The organism is Methylobacterium sp. E-025 (assembly GCF_022829705.1).
Classification (GTDB): domain Bacteria; phylum Pseudomonadota; class Alphaproteobacteria; order Rhizobiales; family Beijerinckiaceae; genus Methylobacterium.
Window position 1 is genome coordinate 61,762 of sequence record NZ_JAKSYR010000021.1, and the last position, 18,135, is coordinate 79,896.

The window sequence follows — 18,135 nt, forward strand, 5'->3', positions numbered from 1 at the left end:
TAGCCAACCTGAAGGAAATATGTCCTTTCTGAAGCTTCCAGGCTTGTCGGTTTCCCGCGGACGGTGCGCCGCCGGGGAGGGGGCGAGGCTCATGCTTGGCGGCGGTGCCGAACTCGGCTAGAGCCCGCGCCGGGACAGCAACCTGCGGCCACGTTTTGTATTCCGGTGCCCGAACGTCCGACGTCCTCACGGTTCTCGCCAGCCAAGAGGGAGACCGCCTGACCGTCGGCGACATCGTCGCGGTGCTGCGGGACCGTGCCTTCGCGCTGCTCGTGGTGCTGCTCGGCTTGCCGAACTGCCTGCCGATGCCGCCGCCGATCCCCCTGGTCTGCGGCCTGCTGCTGCTGCTCGTGGCCGTGCAGATCGCGATCGGCAAGTCGTCGCCCTGGCTGCCGAAGGCGCTGCTGGGACGGTCGGTCGCCCGGAAGGACGTCGAGCGGGCCGTCAAGCGCGCCGTGCCGGTGCTGCGGCGGCTGGAGCGCTGGTCGCGGCCACGGCTCAGCGTGTTCGAGACGGCGCTCGGCATGCGCGGCATGGGCATCGCCCTGCTGACGCTGTCGCTGGCGCTGATCGTCGCCGCGCCGGTGATCGGCCAGATCCCGCTCGGGCTCGCCGTCTGCCTCGTCGGCCTCGGGCTGGTCGAGCGCGACGGCATCCTGGTGCTGGTCGGTCTCGGGATCGGGAGCCTGGGCGTGCTGCTCAATGCCGGCTTCGCCTACGCGATCGTCGCCGGGATCATGAGCCTGTTCCACCTCTGAACCGCGATCGTGCGGCTCCGGCTCACGCCTCGAGATGCCGTGGCTTCACCAAGCGGTAGAGCAGCCCTCCGCGCGGGCCCGCCAGCATCGACACGAGATAGAGCGCGCCGGCCGCCAGCACGATCGCCGGCCCGGTCGGCAGGTCGAGATGGTAGGACAGGCTCAAGCCCGAGAAGCTCGCCACCACCGCGATCAGCATCGAGGCCGGGATCAGCGTGCCGAGCCCGCGCGCCCAGAACCGGGCGGCGATCGCCGGAAGCAGCATCAGCCCGACCGCGAGCAGGGTGCCGAGCGCCTGGAACCCGCCGACGAGGTTCATCACCACGAGGCCGAGGAAGGCGTAGTGCACCGGGCCGCCGCCGCGGCTCACCGTGCGCAGGAACAGCGGATCGACGCATTCCATCACCAGCGGGCGGTAGATCAGCGCGAGGCCGAACAGGGTCGCCGTCGCGATGCCGCCGAGCAGCAGCAACGCCGGGTCGTCGAGCGCCAGCACCGTGCCGAACAGGATGTGCAGCAGGTCGATCTGCGAGCCGCGCATCGACACCAGCAGCACGCCGGCGGCGAGCGAGATCAGGTAGAACGCGGCCAGGCTCGCATCCTCGCGGATCACGGTCGAGCGGGTGACGAGGCCGGCGAGCAGGGCGACCGCGAGCCCCGCGACGAGCCCGCCCAGCGTCATCGCCGGCAGCGACAGGCCCGCCACCAGGAAGCCGACGGCGGCGCCGGGCAGGATGGCATGGCTCATCGCCTCGCTCATCAGGCTCATGCGTCGGAGCATCAGGAACACGCCGACCGGCGGCGCCGAGATCGACAGCGCGAGGCAGCCGACCAACGCCCGGCGCATGAAGCCGAACTCGACGAACGGCGCGAAGGGATCGATCACGCCGCGGTCTCGTGCTGCTCGGGTGGGGCCGGGCGATGGTGATGCCCGTGCGTGTGATCGTGCCCATCGTCGTGCCCGGACCCGTCGGGTGCCGGGGCGACTAGGGCATGGTCGTGGGCGCAGATGGCGGCGTCCTCGTCCCAGGCCTCCGACAGGCGGGTGGCGCGGGCGAGGTTCTGCGGCGACAACACCGAGGCCGTCGCGCCCCAGGCGACCGGCTCCCGCGCGAGCAGGAGCGTCTTCGGGAAGTACGCATGGACCTGCGCCAGGTCGTGCAGAGCCGCGACGATGGTCCGGCCCTCGCCGTGCCACGTGCGGATCAGCGCGATCAGGTCGGCGGTGGTGCGGGCGTCGACTCCGGTGAACGGCTCGTCGAGCAGGAGCACCTGCGCGTCCTGGAGGATCAGGCGTGCGAACAGCGCGCGCTGGAACTGGCCGCCCGAGAGGGTGCCGATCGGCCGCGCCTCGAAGCCGGACAGCCCGACGGCGTCGAGCGCCTTCAGCACGGCGCCTCGATGCCCGAGCAGGCTCCGCCAGGCGCCGGATCGGCGCCACAGGCCCATGCTGGCGAGATCGAGGACGCTCAGGGGGAAGCTGCGGTCGATCTCGTCGGCCTGCGGCAGGTAGGCCAGCGTGCGGGCCGGCATGCCGCGGTGGATCTGCCCGTCGAGGCTGGGGATCTCGCCGATCAGCCCTTTCAGCAGGGTCGACTTGCCGGCGCCGTTCGGGCCGACCAGCGCCAGCAGGTCGCCGCGGCGGATGGTGCCGTCGAGGTGGTGCACCGCCGGATGCCGGTCGTAGCCGAGCGTCAGTCCGTCGAGGCGGATGTCGCCGGCGGCCACAGGCGTGCGCGCGGTCACGCGCCCAGCGTCCAGGCGATCGCCAGCCAGAGCGGCGCGGCGAGCGCGGCGGCGAGGCCGAGGCGGAACGCCAGGCCGCTCTGGAACAGCGATGCGGCCGAGGAAGCCGGCGGGCGGGATCTGGGTCTCAAGGGGACGATCTTCGTCGAGGGTGCGCGAGCGCCGAAGGCCGATCCGTTGCCCGGACCGGTGGCGCGGCCTATAATCCGTGGTGATACACTGTAACACCGGCGGCGTTCAATCGGGGCGCCCCGGCCGCAAGGATCGGGATGCACGATCACGTCGGGCACGAAGGGGAGGCGTGCGGCGCGGAGCACGCCGCCGCGACGATGGCGCGTGCCGAGAAGCTCTGCCGCGACAGGAGCCTGCACTTCACCAAGCTGCGGCACGACGTGCTGCAGGCCGTCGCGGAGACGGGCAAGCCGATGGGTGCCTACGACATCGCCGAGCGCCTGAGCGGGCCGGATCGCCGGGTGGCCGCCGTCTCGGTCTACCGCGCGCTCGACTTCCTGACCGAGAACGGCCTCGTCCACCGCATCGCCAGCCGCAACGCGTTCGTGTCCTGCGCGCACGAGCACGGCGCGGGGGAGGGGCTGGTGTTCCTGATCTGCCGGAGCTGCGGCGGCATCGACGAGACCACCTCGCCCGAGATCGAGGCCGGGCTCGGGCGCACCCTGGAGCGGGCGGGGTTCCGCCCGGCGAGCCGGATCCTCGAGGTCGAGGGCGAGTGCGGCGCCTGCCACGGGCGGCAAGCCGACGACGCCCACTGATCCCGGGACGTCGCTCGCGGAATCCGGCTCAGAACGCGTTGCGGTAGGCGCGGCGCGAGAACACCGTCTGGAATATGATCTGGATGTCGAACCAGATCGACCAGTTGTCGATGTAGTGCAGGTCGTGGTTGACCCGGCGCTCCATGTCGAGGTCGGTCAGGGTCTCGCCGCGCAGGCCGTTGACCTGCGCCCAGCCGGTGATGCCGGGGCGGACGTTGTGTCGGCGCGCGTAGAGGGCGATGCGCCGCTCGAAGCTGCGGTCGTGCGCGAGCGCGTGCGGGCGCGGCCCGACGAGCGACATCTCGCCCTTGAGCACGTTCAGGATCTGCGGCAGCTCGTCGAGGTTGGACCGGCGCAGGAAGGCACCGATGCGGGTGATGCGCGAATCGTTGCGCGAGGCCTGCTTGAACACCGCCTCCGCCTCGGCCTTCATGCTGCGGAACTTGAACACGCCGAAGGGTTGCTGATTGAAGCCGTAGCGCTTCTGCCGGAAGAACACAGGGCCGGGGCTGTCGAGCTTGATCGCCACGGCGATGGCCGCGAGCAGCGGGCTCAGCGCAACGAGGGCGATCGTGGCGAGCGTCACGTCGAGGAGGCGCTTCAGCAGCACCTCGGCCATGCTCAGCGGACGGCGGCCGATGTTGATGCCGGAGAGGCGGCCGACCCGGGACACCTGCATGTCGGGAAAGCGGTCGAGCACGGAACCGGGGCGCAGGTGCAGCGCCGCCGGCACCCGCAGGAAGGCGTCGATGCAGCGCTCCACCTCGGCGGTGTCGGCCCAGGGCACGAGGATGAAGACGTCGTCGGGGCGCAGGAACCGCACCACGGAGACCGCGAGGTCGAGATCCTCCGACATCTGCGCATGGCGGGTGGCCTCGTCCGCGCGGGCGTCGACCCGGCGGAGATAGCTGGTGCCGACGACGCGCAGGCCGAGCGAATCGGCCTCGTTGCTGGCGTAGAAGCGGGCGATGTCGTCCTCGAAGCCGACGAGGTGGACGCGGCTCACCGAGGCGGACGCCGGCGTTACGCTGCGGCGCACGAGCCCGATCATCGCCGCATGCGCCAGCATCAAGACCGGCAGGCCCGAGACGAACACGGTGAGGGCGACGACGCGCGAGACCTCGTTCGTCGTCTTGGTGATGAAGCCGACCACGAGCGCCGCAGCCCAGGCGACGACCCACCGGGCCGCGCTCTTCTGCAGCGACGCCTTCTGCGCCAGCATCGCCTCGATCGCGTATTCCTCGCGCAGGGCGGACGTCGCGACGATGACGATCGCCAGCAGACCGGAGAGCTGCAGGCCCCAGCTCGCCGAGAACGGCATCATCTCGCCGTTCAGAAGGAAGAAATAGCCGTATTCGACCACCATCGTCGTGATGACGATCGACAGGATGTCGGTCATCGCCACCGAGGCCGAGATGCCGATGCGGAACGCGCCGCGGCTCCGACGCGGGAGCAGCGCCGTCCATACATTGCGTCGCCGCTCCGCCGAAGTCGGCAGCGGCTGGAAAGTCTCAGGCAGGCGATCTTGAAACATCTGGCGCGCCATGTTCCGAACTGAACCGGACGGTGTCCCGAAACGACACGGATCGCGCGTCGTGAAGAGCACTCTTGGACTATGGAGCAAGCGTAGGGCCGCGATCACGACACCCGTCACCTTGCGCGAGATGACTCGGCCTTAAGGGTCCGATCAGCGCCTCGCAACGCGAGCAAACTACTGAGAGAGGGTTTCGTCAGGATCGCGTCGATCACGCGCAATCGAATCGCAGCGGCCGTCCTACGCCGTCGGGGGCCCGACGGCTTCACGGTCAAGCTTCACGTTCGAGTGATGGCGGTTCCGGTGCGGGTCGGAGGCACGCCCCTCGTGCCGACGCGGTGGGATGCAGCGATGCGTGCCGAAGACGCGCTCTGGCGTCCACGCGTCGGCGGCCCGCCACGCTTCGGCTTCGAGCGTGCCGGAACCGTTTTCGATGCGGGGGCGCCGATCGCGCTCCGTTCGCATCACGCCGGGGGAGACGAGCCGGCGGCCGGGATGGAGGAACCTCGGCCGTCCCGCCTTCGGGACGCCGAGGCCGTGTGATCAAGCCGCTGCGACGTCGCCGCTCGCCCCGCCGACGGTTTGGATCGTCTCGAAGCCCTCGAATTGCGGGTGGCCGAGATAGAGCGGCTTCGTCGTCGGCACGCGGCCGTGCGCCTTGCGGAACTGCTCGGAGCGGGTCCAGGCCTCGAAATCGGCCTTCGAGCGCCAGATCGTGTGCGAGGCGTAGAGCACGTGATCTTCCGCCTCGGGTCCGCGCAGAAGATGAAACTCGACGAAGCCCGGCATCTCGCCGAGATGACTGTCGCGGCCGAGCCAGACCTGCTCGAAATCCGTTGTCGATTCCTTAACCACTTTAAAACGATTCATCGCAATGAACATCAATGTCTCCATGATGTGGTGGGATCTCGCCACCATCCTGATTCCAACGCCCGAATCTGCGTAATTCGTACCGAGGACCGCTTCGGTAGGCCGACGCCACCTGTCGAACCAACATACTATAGTTTTAGCGCAGGCTCGTAGCGTCGCAGCGCAAACGTCGTGACAAGGCCTCGATCTGATCGATCTAAGCTTGCATTCAGATTTATTTCGTGTCCTAGTTGTCTTCAGTTGAGGCGCTCAGGTGGCTATCCCTTCGCTCTGACAAGACGTTGGCACGGCACCGTGACGGGCGCGAGGTAGGTGGCGGCCTCCGCAACCGGCTGTCAATCTCCCGGTCGGCGTGTCGACCGTCCGAGGATGACGGTCACCCACCCGGTCGCGACCGCGAAATGGGATTGTGTCTGACGATGATGCCCAAACAGACCACCGACGTCGACCGCCTCGTCGGTCTCCGCATCACCGCGCTCCGCAAGGCGCGAGGGCTGAGCCAGACGGCCCTCGGGACGGCGGTGGGCGTCACCTTCCAGCAGGTCCAGAAGTACGAGAAGGGGCAGAACCGCGTCGGCGCGGGGCGCCTGCGCGAGATCGCGCGCCTGCTCGAAGTTCCGGTCTCAGCCTTCTTCGAAGAGAAGGAGGAGGGCGCGGCGCCGAAGGAGGACGTGTTCGGCTTCCTCAGCGCCCACGGCGCGATCGAGCTGCTGCGGGCCTACGCGCTGATCGAGAACGACCAGATGCGCCGCGACGTGCTCGCGATCGTGCGGACGGTGGCCAAGCTCGGCCATGGCCAGGCGGACACGGCCGAGGCCGAAGCCGCCGAGTGAGCCGGGAGGGTCCGCCCCCGATCGGGACGGCGCTCGTCTCCGATCGCTGAGCGCTGCCGGCCCACCGTCGTCGTCTGTCAGTCGTCGAGCGCGATCAGGTGGAAGAACGTGCCGGTGACGCGGCCGCGCCGATGCCCGGCAAACCCGAGATCCGTCCCTTCCGCGTCGGCGACCCGACAGAACGCTTCGTCCTCGGAGGGCGGCGGGGTCGACTCGCTCGCGTAGTGGAACTCGTGGCCGACGAGGCGCAGCCCCGCCCGCCCCAGAAGCCCATCGGCGATGGGATGTGCGACGCGATACCCGAGATGCAACTTGCGCGACTTGTACGAGGTCGCGACCGGCAAAAGCCCGGCCATCGGATGCTGCATGCCGGCCGCATCCTCGAGGCTCTCGCCCAGAACCATGTAGCCGCCGCACTCGCCGTGCACCGGCCGTGTCTCGGCAAAGCTGCGCAGGCCGCCGAGGAAGGTCGTCGCCGCGGCGATCCGGCCGGCATGGAGCTCGGGATAGCCGCCGGGCAGCCAGCACACGTCGCACCCCTGGCTCGGTGCCTCGTCGGCGAGCGGCGAGAACGATACGATCTCCGCGCCCGCCGCCCGCCAGCCTGCCGCCTGGTGCGGATAGAGGAAGCTGAACGCGGCATCGGCCGCCACCGCGATGCGCTGCCCCGGCGGGCGGGGGAGGGCGCCCGCGCCGGCGGGAACCGCGCCGCCGGCCGCGGCCAGGATCGCATCGCAATCGAGACCTTCGACGGCGAGGTCGCCGAGGCGGTCGAGACGGGCGTCGAGGTCGGAGGTCTCCCGCGCCTGCACGAGGCCGAGATGGCGCTCCGGCAGGACCAGCGACGCATCCCGCATCAGCGCGCCGAGGACCGGGATCCCGACGCGGGCGAGCCCGGCTTCGACGAGGCGGCGATGGCGGGCGCTGGCCACCTTGTTCAGCACCACGCCGGCGATTCTGACGCGCGCATCGTAGAGCGAGCAGCCGAGCGCGATCGCCGCCGCCGACTGCGCCGCCCCCGACACGTCGAGCACCAACAGCACGGGCCAGCCGTAGCGGGCGGCGATGTCGGCATTCGCGCCGGTGCGGCCCTCGCCGGCTCGGACGCCGTCGAACAGGCCCATCGATCCTTCCGCCACGACGATGTCGGCGTCCCGCACGGCGAACCCGGCGACCGCGTCGAGGAGGGCAGGGCCCATCGCGAAGCTGTCGAGGTTGACGCTCGGAAAGCCGGTCGCCGCCTCGTGGAAGGCCGGGTCGATGTAATCGGGCCCGCACTTGACCCCGCGGACGCGCAAGCCGCGACGGGCGAGCGCGCGCATGAGCGCGAGCGTCACTGTGGTCTTGCCGGAACTCGACCGCGGCGCGGCGACGAGGATGCCGGGAACGCTCATGCGTTCGCGTCCTCGTTGTCGATGCCCGTGCTGCCGACCGCCCCGCCGGGCCGGAAGCGGCGGTCGTAGTCAGCCGCGTAGAGCGCGCTCTCGCGAAAATCCTCGGCGCCGAGCGCCGGCCCGACCAGGATCAGCGCAGTGCGCTCGATCCCGGAACCGGCGACCTGCCCCGCGATCGTCGCCAGCGTTCCGGTGATCACCCGCTCGTCCGGCCAGGAGGCGCGGAACACCACGGCGGCCGGGCAGGGCGCGCCGTAGAACGGCACGAGCTCGGCGACGACCTTGTCCAGAATGTGGATCGAGAGGTGCAGCGCCAGCGTCGCGCCGGTGGCGGCGAAGCCGGCCAGCGTCTCGCGCTCCGGCATCGCGCTCGCCCGCCCGGAGGTGCGGGTGAGGACGACCGACTGCGCCACGCCCGGCACGGTCAGCTCGCGCTTCAGCAGGGCCGCCGCCGCGGAGAAGGCCGGGACGCCCGGCGTGACGGTGTAGGCGATCCCGATCCGGTCGAGCCGCCGCATCTGCTCGGCGAGCGCGCTCCAGATCGACAGGTCGCCGGAATGCAGCCGGGCCACGTCCTCGCCGCGCGCATGCGCCGCCTCGATCTCCGCGACGATCGCGTCAAGGTCGAGCGCCGCGGTGTCGACGATCCGCGCGCCCGGGGGGCACCAGCCGAGGATCTCCGGCGCGACCAGGGAGCCGGCATAGAGGCAGACCGGACAGGCGGCGATCCGGTCGCGCCCGCGCACGGTGATGAGGTCGGGAGCGCCCGGCCCGGCGCCGATGAAATGGACGGTCATGCGGTCACGATCTGCGCCGCTCGGGCGCGCTGGGATATGGGAGTCTTCGATCGGCTAACGGCGCCCGCATCCTTCCCTACCCCCGCAGAGGGGGGACGGAAGAGGGCGCTGGCCTCATCGGCCTCGCGCATCGCCTCGTCGCTCGCTAGGCCCAGCGCCGCGAGCGCGCAGGTGGCGCGTCCGTCGTCGATGCGGGCGAGGATCAGGCGTCCGGTTTCGCCGGCGACGGCGAGCGCCGCCGCCTCGGCGAGCGAGCCGACGCCGCGCGACTTCTCGATCCGGGCCGAGCGCGTCGGCACGCGTGGGTCGACCGTGCGGAGCGCTTCGGCATCGACGGCGATGGGCATCAGGCCGAACGCGCCGGCGGCGTCCCGGATCGCCGGCTCATCGGCTCGGTCGGCGGCGGTGGCGATCGCGACGAGCGCCCCCTCGCATGCCGCCTGCGCGATCGCCCGCCGGATCAGCGCGACGATCGCGTCGGGGGGCACGCCGTGGCGGAAGCCGATGCCGGCGACGAGGCGGGTCCCCGTCACGGCTTGGTCCAGGCCCATTGCGTCACCGGCATCGCCGCACGCCAGCCGTGCAGCCCGCCGACCGGATCGGCGCGGGCGATCGACAGGCGCCGCAGCGTTCCGCCCCGGGTCGAGAAGGCGGCGAGCAGCACCGCCTCGGCCTCCAGCGTCACCGCGTTGGCGACGATCCGGCCGCCCGACCGCAGGCCGCCGAGCGCCGCCGGCAGAACGCCCGGCGCGGAGACGCCGCCGCCGATGAAGATCGCATCCGGCGCCGGCAACCCGGTCAGCGCATCCGGCGCCACCCCGTGGACGATGGTCAGCCCGGGGGCGCCGAGGGTCTGCGCGTTGCGGGCGATCCGCTCGACGCGAGACGGATGGGCTTCGATCGCGGTCGCCCGCATCGCGGGATGGCGCAGCATCCACTCGATGCCGATCGAGCCGGCGCCGGCGCCGACGTCCCACAGCAGCTGGCCGGCGAGCGGGCGGAGCGCCGCCAGCGTCACCGCGCGGATCTCGGCCTTGGTCAGCTGGCCGTCGTTCTCGAACCACGCATCGTCGAGCCCCGGGGCGAGGCCGACCGGCCGGCAGCCGGGCTCGCCCACCACCTCGATCGCCAGGGTGTTCAGGGCGTCGACGTCGCCGAGGTCGAAATCGCGCGCGCATCGGGTCCGCACGGTCTCGCGCGGGCCGCCCATCGCCTCGCATACGGTGATCGGCGATGCGCCGAAACCGTGCTCGGTCATCAGCGCGGCGACCGCCGCCGGCGTCGTGCCGTCCCAGGACAGCACCAGCAGGCGGGCGTTCGGCTGCAGGTGGCGGACGATCTGCGCGAGCGCCCGCCCGTGCAGCGTCAGGCAGGCGCACTCGGCGAGCGGCCAGCCGAGGCGGGCGCAGGCGAGGCTGAAGGCCGAGGGCTGCGGAAACGCCCGAATCTCGGCGGCCGGCACGATCCGGGCGATCTCGGCGCCGATGCCGTAGTGGAACGGGTCGCCGGTCGCTAGCAGGCAGGTCGGCGTCCCGCGCTGCGCCAGGATTTCAGGGTAGGCGTCGGAGATCGGGCTCGGCCATGTTCGCAGCTCCGCGTCGAGCGGGCCGGCGAGCGCGAGGTGACGACGGCCGCCATAGACCACGCGGGCGCCGTCGAGCGCCGCGCCGGCGGCGGGGGAGAGCCCGTCGCGGCCGTCCTCGCCGATGCCGACGATCGCGAGCCAGGGATCGGGCCTCGACACCGGTTCGGGCCTATCGGACAAGGCGGCCATGCGGATCCTCATCCTCGGGGGCACGACGGAGGCGAGCGCCCTCGTCCGCGGCCTTCTCCCCCATTCCGGCCTCTCCGTCACGTTGTCGCTGGCCGGGCGCACCGCGGCGCCGGTCGTCGACGCAATTCCGACCCGCATCGGCGGATTCGGCGGCCCGGAGGGCTTGGCTTGCTACCTGCGCGAGCAGGCGATCGACCGGCTTGTCGATGCCACCCACCCCTTCGCTGCACGCATCGGTAGGAACGCTCATGGGGCCGCGGAAGCTGCCGGCGTTCCGCTCCTGGCGATCCGCCGCCCGGCCTGGACGCGGAAGCCTGGAGACGCCTGGACCGAGGTCGACACCGTGGCCGGTTGCGTCGCGGCGCTGGGGGATGTTCCGCGCCGCGTCTTCCTCACGGTCGGCCGCATGGAAGTTGCGGCCTTCGCGGCCGCGCCGCAGCACGACTACGTCGTGCGCACGATCGAGCCGCTCGGGGATGCGCTGCCGGTCCCGCGCCTCACGGCGATCCGCGCGCGCGGACCGTTCGACGCAGCCGCCGAGGTCGCGCTGATGCGCGACGCGTCGGTCGACGTGCTCGTCACGAAGAATGCCGGGGGGGCGGCGACCTACGGAAAGATCGCCGCTGCGCGGACACTTGGCTTGCCGGTGGTGATCGTCCGCCAGCCGTGGAAGCCGATGGTCGACGCGGTCGCCGATGCCGCCGCGGCCGTTGAGCGGCTCGCCGGCGCGGGCCGCGATCATGCGACGCTGCGCGGCGTGTAGACGAACGGCCGCTCGCCCGGCCCGCGCTCGATCAGCCGGGTGGTCGAGGCACCGATGATGACCATCGTTGCCATGTCGGCGGTCGCGTCGCGGGCCTCGGCCAGCGTCATCACGCGGATCGCCTCGTCGGGCCGGGTGACGGCCCGGGCGAAGATCACCGGCGTGTCGGGGTCGCGGATCTCGGCGGCGATCTCGAGGGCCTTGCCGAGCTGCCAGAGCCGCGCCGACGAGATCGGGTTGTAGAGCGAGACCACGAAGTCGGCGCGCAGCACCGCGTCGAGCCGCGCCGTGATCACTTCCCACGGTTTGAGATTGTCCGAGAGCGAGAGCGCGCAGAAATCGCCGCCGAGCGGCGCGCCGAGGCGCGCGGCGGCCGCCAGCATCGCGGTGATGCCCGGCTCGACGGTGATCGCAAGGTGGCGCCAGGCCGGATCGCCGTGCTCCACCGCCTCGAAGACCGCCGCCGCCATCGCGAACACGCCGGGATCGCCACCCGAGACCACGGCCACCCGCCGGCCGGAGGCTGCGAGCCCCAGCGCATGGCGGGCGCGGTCGACCTCGACGCGGTTGTCGCTGGCGTGCCGCGTCAGGCCGGGCCGATCCGGCACGCGCGAGACGTAGGGAATGTAGCCGATCAGGTCCTCGGCCGCATCGAGCGCGGCCTGCGCCGAGGCGGTGAGCAACCCGGCATCGCCCGGCCCGAGGCCGATGACCGCGAGGCTTCCGCTCACGGCCGGCGGCCTTCGCCCGGCACCAGCACCATCGAGAAGTACGGGGCCGCGTCGTCCGGCTTGTCGGCCAGCGGCACGACGTGCTCGCCGGCCATGGTCCCGCGCTCGACGTAGACCGCACGCGCCAGAAGGCCGGCCTCGTGCAGGGCGGCGCGGACCTTCGGCAGGTGCCGGCCGAGCTTCATGATCACGGCGGCGTCGGTCGTGGCGAGGCGGGCCGCGAGGTCGGCGGCCGGCAGCGTCGCGGGCAGGATCGTGAGCACGTCGTCGCCCCAGGTGATCGGCGTCCCGGCCTTGGTCCAGCAGCCGGACATGCCGGTGACGCCGGGCACGACCTCGACCGGGAAGCGGTCCTTGAGCCGCCGCCACAGATGCATGAACGAGCCGTAGAAGAACGGGTCACCTTCCGACAGGATCGCCACGTCGCGACCCGCGCCGAGGTGGTCGGCGAGCTGCCCGGCCGCGTCGTCGTAGAAGGCGGCGAGCGCCGCGACGTAGTCCGGGTGATCGGGGTGGAGCTCTGTGGTGTAGGGGTAGGCCAGCGGGAACTCGCGGGTCGCGTCCGGCGGGAGCACGGCATCGGCGATGGTGCGGGCGTTGCCGCGCCGGCCCTTCTTGCAGAAGTGGACCAGCACCGGCGCGCGCTCGAGCACCCGCATCGCGCGAACGGTGAGGTAGTCCGGGTCGCCCGGCCCCATGCCGACGCCGAACAGCGTGCCGGTGACGACCGCGATCGGCCTGTCCGGCTGCTCTGCAGGCTCCTCCGCGAAGCGGTTCTCGGCCGAGTCCATCACTCGATCTCGTTGGCGAGCGCGTTGACGGCCGCCGCGGCCATGGCGCTGCCGCCGCGCCGCCCGTGCACGACGACGAACGGCACGCGCCCGTCGCGCGCGAGCGCCTCCTTCGACTCGGCCGCGCCGATGAAGCCGACCGGGATGCCGATCACCGCCGCCGGCGGCGCGACGCCCTCGTCGAGCAATTCGAGCAGGCGGAACAGCGAGGTCGGCGCGTTGCCCACCGCCACGACGCTGCCGGGCAGGTGCTCGCGCCACAGCTCCATCGCGGCGGCCGAGCGCGTGGTGCCCATCTCAGCCGCCATCGCCGGCACGCGCGGGTCGGTCAGCGTGCAGATCACGCGGTTCTCGGCCGGGAGCCGGGCGCGGGTGCAGCCGTCGGCGACCATCCGCACGTCGCACAGGATCGGCGCGCCAGCGCGCAGAGCCGCCTCGCCGGCCTGGGCGAAAGTCTCGGACATCTCCACGTCGGCCGGCAGGTCGGTCATGCCGCAGGCGTGGATCATCCGCACGACCACGCGCTCGGCCGCACCGGACCAGCGCGCGAGGTCGGCCTCGGCACGGATCATCGCGAAGGACCGGGCGTAGATCGCGCCGCCGTCGCGCAGGTATTCGTGGCGGGCGCTCATATCGTGGTCCCGATGGCTGGCTCGGCGAAGGCTTGCCGAGGGGAGGGGGAGGGGCCGAACGCCTGTGCCAGCGTACCGGATTTCGCCCTCCATACGCGCTCCAGCGCCGCGTCGAAAGTCAGTTCCAGAGCCGGCGCATCGCCGGGCGAGCCGTCGAGGACGACGCCGTATCGTCCGTCGCGGGCGACCAGCGTCAGGTCGGCGCGGGCCGGATGGGCGCAGCCCTTGGCGCAGCCGGAGACGTGCGCGGTCATCCCGCTCGCGGCGAACGGCCGGAATGCCTCGGCGAGCCGTGCGGCATCCGTGCCCGTCGGCGTCGAGCCCGAGGCGCAGGCCGGCGCGCCGGGGCAGGTCGCCACCGCCCGACGCGGATCGTCCGGTGCGGTGACGAAGCCGGCGGCGGCGAGGTCGGCAAGGGCCTCGCCGCGGCGATGTGACGGCACGCCACGCATCGGCAGCACGAAGCCGCGCGTCGGCGAGACGCGGACCTCGTCGGTGCCGAGACCGTCCGCGACCTCCGCCAGCCGATCCAGCATCGCCGCCGTGCTGCGGCCGAAGGGTGCCGCGATCTCAAGGTACGAAGATGCTGGGTCGGACAAAGCGGGTTTCCCGCCCCCCTCCGTGGGGGAGGGTGGGCCATACTCCCCCACGGAGGGGGGCGGGGGCTCGTCGGCGAGGATGGCGGGCAAGGCCCGCACGAGGCTCCCTCGTTCCGTATCGGCAAGGTCGCGGATGCGGCGTCGGCCGCTGGTGGCGAACGCCCGGAGCAGCCCCGCGACCGCCTCGGCGGTTCGCGCCTCGTCGCACGTCGCGATCCACGTCACGCCCGCTTCGTCCGCGAGGCCGACCGCCGCGATCCCCGGCCCGGTCGCGCGCACATGGATGTCGGCCGCGATTCCCGAAAGGTCGGTGCCGCCGCCCTCGATCAGCACCAGGGTCTTCGGCGGAAGCCCGGCGATCGCGAGGCCGTGCGCCTCGATCGCGGATGCCATGGCCCTGACATCCACGGCCTCCCCGGTCAGGCCGGCGAGCGGGCTGGTGAGGGTGAGGCGCTGCGGGCCGCCGTCGGCGCGCATGTCGCCGAGGCCCGCCCCGCCCAGCGCCGCGACGAGGGCCGGCCGGGTCGCCTCGGTGACACCGCGCAGCTGTAGGTTGGCGCGCGCCGTGACGTCGACATGGCCGTTGCCGAAAGCACGGGATGCCGCCGCCACGGCACGGATCTGCGCGCGCGTCAGGATGCCGAGGGGCGGGTGGATGCGGGCGAGCAGGCCGTCCCCGGTCGGCATCGGCCGCGCGAGGCTGGGGCACCAACCGCGGCGGTTCGCGGCATCCGGCAGGACGCGACGCGGCGCGCTCATTCCGCCGCCTGCGGCATCAATTCGTCGGCCGGCATCGCATTGCGCCGGCTGGTCCAGAGACCGCGGGCGCGGGCCTCGTCGAACCGCTCCAGGATCGCCCGCGTCGCCGCGGGATTGGCGGTGCGCAACGCGTCGAAGGTCTCGGCATCGGCGATCCAGGCGCCGTAGAGCCGGTCGAAGTCGGCATCCGTCACCGCGTCGGTGGTCGCGGCCAGCACGAACACCGCATCAAGCCCTTGAGCGAGTTCCTGGGCGCCGCGATAGCCGTGCCGCAGCTGTCCGGCGATCCAGCGCGGGTTCGCGAGCCGGGCGCGGACGAGGCGGGCGGCGTCCTCGCGGGCGGTGCGCACCTTCGGCGTCTCCGGCCTCGCGGCATCGAGGCTGTAGAGGGTCGGCGTGCCGCCCCCCAAGGCGGCCGCGGCGGCGAACCCGCCCATCGCATCGGCGGCGGCATCGCCGTCGAACAGGTCCCGTTCGGCCACGTCGAAGGCGTGGAGATAGGCGTCGGCCTGCGCCACCCGCTGAGCGAAGCCGGCATCCGCACCCTCCGCGTCGCCGTAGGCATGGGTGCTCGCCGCGAGATAGGCGCGCCCGAGATCGCCGCGCTCGGCCCATGCGCCGTCGAGCGCCGTCTCGGCGGCGCCGGCGCCATAGCGGCCGGGGGCGGCGCCGAAGATGCGAGCCTGGCCCTCGCCACGGCGGCGGGCTGCGGCAAGGGGGTTCTCGTCGTCCTCCTCCTCGCGCTGCGCCACGGCCCGTGCGGCGCGGTCGAGGAGGGCGAGGGTGTCCGGGAAGGTGTCGCGGAACGCGCCCGAGACGCGGCAGGTCACGTCGATGCGCGGCCGGTCGAGCAGGGCGAGCGGCAGCACCTCGAAGCCGGTGACGCGGGTGGTCGCGTGGTCCCAGGTCGGGCGGACGCCCATGAGAGCGAGGGCATGTGCCACGTCCTCGCCGCCGGTGCGCAGCGTCGGCGAGGCCCACAGGTCCATGACGATCCGGGCGGGATACTCGCCCTCGTCCTGAAGGTGGCGCAGGACGATGGCGGCAGCGGCCTTCTCGCCGAGCAGCGTCGCCGCGCGGGTCGGCAGCGAACGCGGATCGAGCGTCGTCAGGTTGCGGCCGGTCGGCATCACGTCGGTGCGCCCGCGCGAGGGCGATCCGGATGGGCCCGGCGGCACGAATCGGCCGTCGAGGGCGGCGAGCACCCCCGCCCGTTCGGCCTGCGCGCTCGCGACGACCGCGCTCGGCGCGCCGTCCGGTGCGCGGCCGAAGACATGGAGCCCGTCGCGGAACGCGGTCTCGCCGAGGTCGCACAGGTGCGCGTCGAGCGCCGCGAGCGCGTCCGGCATCGGCGTGTCGGCGTCGATTCCGGCGCCCGCCAGCAGCCCGGCCGCCTCGGCATCGTCGAGGATGGCGCGCGCGATCAGCGTCGCGCGGCGCGGGTCGAGGACGCTCGCGGCACTGTACTCCTCGACGAGCTCGCGCAGGCGCGCCGCCTCCGGCTCGAGGCCGCCGGCCTCGATCGCCGGCGTCAGGTGCCCCAGGGCGACGCCGCCGAGGCGGCGCTTCAGCGGGGCCGCCTCGCCGGGATCGTCGACGATGAACGGATAGACCACGGGCAGGGCGCCGATCGCCCGCGCGGGCCAGCATGCGGGCGCGAGCGCGACGGCCTTGCCGGGCAGCCATTCGGTGGTGCCGTGGGTGCCGAGATGGACCAGGGCGTCGAAATGCCGGCGCAGGCCGAGATGGAACGCGAGGTAGGCGTGCGTCGGCGGCTCGTCGGGATCGTGGTACCCGGCCTTGCGGTCGTCCGACCGGCCGCGGTCGGGCTGGAGGAAGATCGCGATACGGCCTGACGCGTCGTCTTCCCCTTCCCCCGCTGCGGGGGGAGGGGGCGTGTCGCCCCCGGCATCCACCATCCGAAAGCGGAACGCGCCGTCGCGGCACGTCGGGTCGGCTTCGGGTTCGCCCCAGCGTTCGATCAGCGCCTCGCGCGAATCTTCCGGTAGCGTCGCGAGCCAATCCGCGTAATCGGGCAGCGGGATCGCGAAGTCCGGCGCACCGTCCGTCAACGCCTGCATGAGGGCGGCGGCCTCCGGCAGCGATGGGCCCGCGTAGCCGGCCGCCGCGAGGTCCGACACGATCGCGCGCGCGCTTTCCGGCGTGTCGAGGCCGACGGCGAAGCCGGCGCGGCCGCCGCGGGACGGGTAGTCGGAGAGGACCAAGGCGATCCGGCGATGCGCGCGCGGCGTCGCGGCCAGGCGCAGCCAAGCGGCGGCACGGTCGGCGAGCGCCGCGATGCCGGCCGCGTAGGGCACCGCGCGGCGCTCGGCGTAGCCGTCGGCCGCGTCCGTTTCCTGCTTGAACGAGATCGGGAAGCCCGAGAGGCGGCCGTCGAATTCCGGCAGGGCCACCTGCATGGCGAGGTCGGCCGCGTTCATGCCCCGTGCCGACGCCTCCCAGGCCTCCTGCAGGCTGCCGACGGTGAAGGCCTGCAGCACCGGGCAATCGGCCGCGTCGAGGACGAACCCGGCATCCTCGCGCGCCGAAAAGGCGGTGGCGGCGACGATCAGGTCGGGTTTCCGCGCGTGGATCGCCGCGCGCACCGCGTCGACCGCCTCCGCATCCTTGAGGCTCGCCACCGCCAGGGTCAGCGTTCCGATGCCCCGCTCACGGAGGGCGGCCGCCAGCGCGTTGGCGGGTGCGCCGTCGCCGCCGAGAGCCGCCGAGCGGTAGACCAGGATCAGCGCGTGCGGCGCAGCCGCGCCGGGCGCGCCGAGGCCGAGCGGCGAGGCGCCGAGCGAGAGCGCCGCGTCGAGGCCGAGCGGTCCGCAGCCCGGGCACCATGCGAAGCCGCGCGGCAAGGTCTCGGGCGGCTCGACGGTGGTCGGGACGCCGATCTCGGCCGCGAGGCGCCCGAGCATGCGGCGCAGGTTCTCGGGGCCTCCGGCGCGGAAATATCCGTCGAGCACCGGCGCGAGGTCGGGCGCGGTCGAGAGCTCGGCGAGCCGCGGGTCGGGCCGGTCGCAGCCGGGCAGGATCACCAGCGGGATGCCGGCGGCCCGTGCGACGGCGGCGCAGCGCTCGACGCCGTAGCGCCAGTAGTCGAGGCCGCCGAGGCAGCGGATCACGACGATCCTCGCCTTCGCCACCACGGTCTCGACGTAGAGATCGACCGACATCGGGTGGCGCAGGCGCGACAGCTTGGCCAGGCGCAGCGACGGGAAGCCCGGGCCGCAGGCCGCGTGGGCATTGGCGACGCCGAGCAGGTCGGAATCCGTAAACGACAGGAACACGACGTCGCCAGGCTGTTGCCCGAGATCGACCGCCGCCTCGCCGTCGTCGAGGCTCACCGTATCGATGCGGATCAGGTGCATGCGATGG

18 protein-coding genes are annotated in these 18,135 nt (G+C 72.5%); 4 read left to right on the top strand and 14 right to left on the bottom strand.

Annotated elements, in window-relative coordinates; genetic code table 11:
- The first annotated feature begins 155 nt into the window (after window positions 1-155).
- A complete protein-coding gene (locus MKK64_RS01290; RefSeq protein ID WP_147727042.1) occupies window positions 156-758 on the top strand; it encodes an exopolysaccharide biosynthesis protein in 603 nt (200 codons plus the stop codon).
- A 22-nt stretch (window positions 759-780) separates the two neighbouring features.
- Here the strand turns inward: MKK64_RS01290 and MKK64_RS01295 are convergent, their stop codons facing one another.
- From MKK64_RS01295 to MKK64_RS28015, 3 genes are read right to left on the bottom strand one after another with little or no spacing between them, the layout of a single operon-like run.
- The gene (locus MKK64_RS01295) at window positions 781-1,605 is read right to left on the bottom strand and encodes a metal ABC transporter permease (protein ID WP_279592983.1); all 825 of its coding nucleotides are present in this window, start codon (window positions 1,603-1,605) and stop codon (window positions 781-783) included.
- Between the two features lie 35 nt (window positions 1,606-1,640).
- Window positions 1,641-2,504, bottom strand: coding sequence for a metal ABC transporter ATP-binding protein (locus MKK64_RS01300; RefSeq protein WP_243931926.1), 864 nt, complete (start codon window positions 2,502-2,504; stop codon window positions 1,641-1,643).
- Window positions 2,501-2,635, bottom strand: a complete 135-nt coding sequence (locus MKK64_RS28015; RefSeq protein WP_279592978.1) for a hypothetical protein — start codon at window positions 2,633-2,635, stop codon at window positions 2,501-2,503. The genes MKK64_RS01300 and MKK64_RS28015 overlap by 4 nt, the downstream gene beginning before the upstream one ends.
- A gap of 138 nt (window positions 2,636-2,773) precedes the next feature.
- Here MKK64_RS28015 and MKK64_RS01305 point away from each other — a divergent pair, with 138 nt between their 5' ends.
- A complete protein-coding gene (locus MKK64_RS01305) occupies window positions 2,774-3,274 on the top strand; it encodes a Fur family transcriptional regulator (protein ID WP_243931927.1) in 501 nt (166 codons plus the stop codon).
- A gap of 28 nt (window positions 3,275-3,302) precedes the next feature.
- Here the strand turns inward: MKK64_RS01305 and MKK64_RS01310 are convergent, their stop codons facing one another.
- Both MKK64_RS01310 and MKK64_RS01315 read right to left on the bottom strand, forming a co-directional pair.
- Window positions 3,303-4,808 carry an undecaprenyl-phosphate glucose phosphotransferase gene (locus tag MKK64_RS01310; RefSeq protein WP_243931928.1) on the bottom strand — a complete coding sequence of 502 codons (1,506 nt, stop codon included), beginning with the start codon at window positions 4,806-4,808 and terminating at the stop codon, window positions 3,303-3,305.
- Window positions 4,809-5,351: 543 nt separating this feature from the next.
- Entirely contained in the window at window positions 5,352-5,690 is a 339-nt protein-coding gene (locus tag MKK64_RS01315) for an antibiotic biosynthesis monooxygenase family protein (RefSeq protein WP_147842240.1), read from the bottom strand.
- A gap of 407 nt (window positions 5,691-6,097) precedes the next feature.
- Here MKK64_RS01315 and MKK64_RS01320 point away from each other — a divergent pair, with 407 nt between their 5' ends.
- Entirely contained in the window at window positions 6,098-6,511 is a 414-nt protein-coding gene (locus MKK64_RS01320; RefSeq protein WP_147727032.1) for a helix-turn-helix domain-containing protein, read from the top strand.
- A 77-nt stretch (window positions 6,512-6,588) separates the two neighbouring features.
- On the opposite strand, the gene MKK64_RS01325 is transcribed toward MKK64_RS01320, so the two are convergent.
- Genes MKK64_RS01325 through cbiE form a run of 4 tightly spaced genes read right to left on the bottom strand, consistent with a single transcriptional unit; the run spans window position 6,589 to window position 10,476 of the window.
- Window positions 6,589-7,905 (bottom strand): cobyrinate a,c-diamide synthase, encoded by a 1,317-nt coding sequence (locus MKK64_RS01325; RefSeq protein ID WP_243931929.1) that lies wholly within the window; start codon window positions 7,903-7,905, stop codon window positions 6,589-6,591.
- Window positions 7,902-8,702, bottom strand: a complete 801-nt coding sequence (cobM, locus tag MKK64_RS01330) for a precorrin-4 C(11)-methyltransferase (RefSeq protein WP_243931930.1) — start codon at window positions 8,700-8,702, stop codon at window positions 7,902-7,904. The genes MKK64_RS01325 and cobM overlap by 4 nt, the downstream gene beginning before the upstream one ends.
- Window positions 8,699-9,235 carry a cobalamin biosynthesis protein gene (locus tag MKK64_RS01335; protein ID WP_313898874.1) on the bottom strand — a complete coding sequence of 179 codons (537 nt, stop codon included), beginning with the start codon at window positions 9,233-9,235 and terminating at the stop codon, window positions 8,699-8,701. The genes cobM and MKK64_RS01335 overlap by 4 nt, the downstream gene beginning before the upstream one ends.
- Window positions 9,232-10,476 carry a precorrin-6y C5,15-methyltransferase (decarboxylating) subunit CbiE gene (cbiE, locus tag MKK64_RS01340; RefSeq protein ID WP_243931931.1) on the bottom strand — a complete coding sequence of 415 codons (1,245 nt, stop codon included), beginning with the start codon at window positions 10,474-10,476 and terminating at the stop codon, window positions 9,232-9,234. Before cbiE ends, MKK64_RS01335 begins: the two co-directional genes overlap by 4 nt.
- Here cbiE and MKK64_RS01345 point away from each other — a divergent pair.
- A complete protein-coding gene (locus tag MKK64_RS01345; RefSeq protein ID WP_243931932.1) occupies window positions 10,475-11,239 on the top strand; it encodes a cobalt-precorrin-6A reductase in 765 nt (254 codons plus the stop codon). The genes cbiE and MKK64_RS01345 overlap by 2 nt on opposite strands.
- On the opposite strand, the gene cobJ is transcribed toward MKK64_RS01345, so the two are convergent.
- From cobJ to cobN, 5 genes are read right to left on the bottom strand one after another with little or no spacing between them, the layout of a single operon-like run.
- The gene (gene cobJ / locus MKK64_RS01350; RefSeq protein ID WP_243931933.1) at window positions 11,215-11,970 is read right to left on the bottom strand and encodes a precorrin-3B C(17)-methyltransferase; all 756 of its coding nucleotides are present in this window, start codon (window positions 11,968-11,970) and stop codon (window positions 11,215-11,217) included. The genes MKK64_RS01345 and cobJ overlap by 25 nt on opposite strands.
- Window positions 11,967-12,761 carry a precorrin-2 C(20)-methyltransferase gene (locus tag MKK64_RS01355; protein WP_147728991.1) on the bottom strand — a complete coding sequence of 265 codons (795 nt, stop codon included), beginning with the start codon at window positions 12,759-12,761 and terminating at the stop codon, window positions 11,967-11,969. The genes cobJ and MKK64_RS01355 overlap by 4 nt, the downstream gene beginning before the upstream one ends.
- Window positions 12,761-13,393 carry a precorrin-8X methylmutase gene (locus MKK64_RS01360; protein ID WP_243931934.1) on the bottom strand — a complete coding sequence of 211 codons (633 nt, stop codon included), beginning with the start codon at window positions 13,391-13,393 and terminating at the stop codon, window positions 12,761-12,763. The genes MKK64_RS01355 and MKK64_RS01360 overlap by 1 nt, the downstream gene beginning before the upstream one ends.
- Window positions 13,390-14,751 carry a precorrin-3B synthase gene (cobG, locus tag MKK64_RS01365; protein ID WP_243931935.1) on the bottom strand — a complete coding sequence of 454 codons (1,362 nt, stop codon included), beginning with the start codon at window positions 14,749-14,751 and terminating at the stop codon, window positions 13,390-13,392. Before cobG ends, MKK64_RS01360 begins: the two co-directional genes overlap by 4 nt.
- Window positions 14,748-18,128, bottom strand: coding sequence for a cobaltochelatase subunit CobN (cobN, locus tag MKK64_RS01370; RefSeq protein WP_243931936.1), 3,381 nt, complete (start codon window positions 18,126-18,128; stop codon window positions 14,748-14,750). Before cobN ends, cobG begins: the two co-directional genes overlap by 4 nt.
- Window positions 18,129-18,135: the final 7 nt, after the last annotated feature.

Bases quoted from the DNA above. Each gene is read 5' to 3' on its own strand.
- MKK64_RS01310 (WP_243931928.1), bottom strand. From the start codon at position 4,808: ATGTTTCAAGATCGCCTGCCTGAGACTTTCCAGCCGCTGCCGACTTCG.
- cobM (WP_243931930.1), bottom strand. From the start codon at position 8,702: ATGACCGTCCATTTCATCGGCGCCGGGCCGGGCGCTCCCGACCTCATC.
- MKK64_RS01325 (WP_243931929.1), bottom strand. From the start codon at position 7,905: ATGAGCGTTCCCGGCATCCTCGTCGCCGCGCCGCGGTCGAGTTCCGGC.
- cobG (WP_243931935.1), bottom strand. From the start codon at position 14,751: ATGAGCGCGCCGCGTCGCGTCCTGCCGGATGCCGCGAACCGCCGCGGT.
- MKK64_RS01295 (WP_279592983.1), bottom strand. From the start codon at position 1,605: ATGCGCCGGGCGTTGGTCGGCTGCCTCGCGCTGTCGATCTCGGCGCCG.
- MKK64_RS01345 (WP_243931932.1), top strand. From the start codon at position 10,475: ATGCGGATCCTCATCCTCGGGGGCACGACGGAGGCGAGCGCCCTCGTC.
- MKK64_RS01305 (WP_243931927.1), top strand. From the start codon at position 2,774: ATGCACGATCACGTCGGGCACGAAGGGGAGGCGTGCGGCGCGGAGCAC.
- MKK64_RS01360 (WP_243931934.1), bottom strand. From the start codon at position 13,393: ATGAGCGCCCGCCACGAATACCTGCGCGACGGCGGCGCGATCTACGCC.
- cbiE (WP_243931931.1), bottom strand. From the start codon at position 10,476: ATGGCCGCCTTGTCCGATAGGCCCGAACCGGTGTCGAGGCCCGATCCC.
- MKK64_RS01315 (WP_147842240.1), bottom strand. From the start codon at position 5,690: ATGTTCATTGCGATGAATCGTTTTAAAGTGGTTAAGGAATCGACAACG.
- MKK64_RS01320 (WP_147727032.1), top strand. From the start codon at position 6,098: ATGATGCCCAAACAGACCACCGACGTCGACCGCCTCGTCGGTCTCCGC.
- cobN (WP_243931936.1), bottom strand. From the start codon at position 18,128: ATGCACCTGATCCGCATCGATACGGTGAGCCTCGACGACGGCGAGGCG.
- MKK64_RS01355 (WP_147728991.1), bottom strand. From the start codon at position 12,761: ATGGACTCGGCCGAGAACCGCTTCGCGGAGGAGCCTGCAGAGCAGCCG.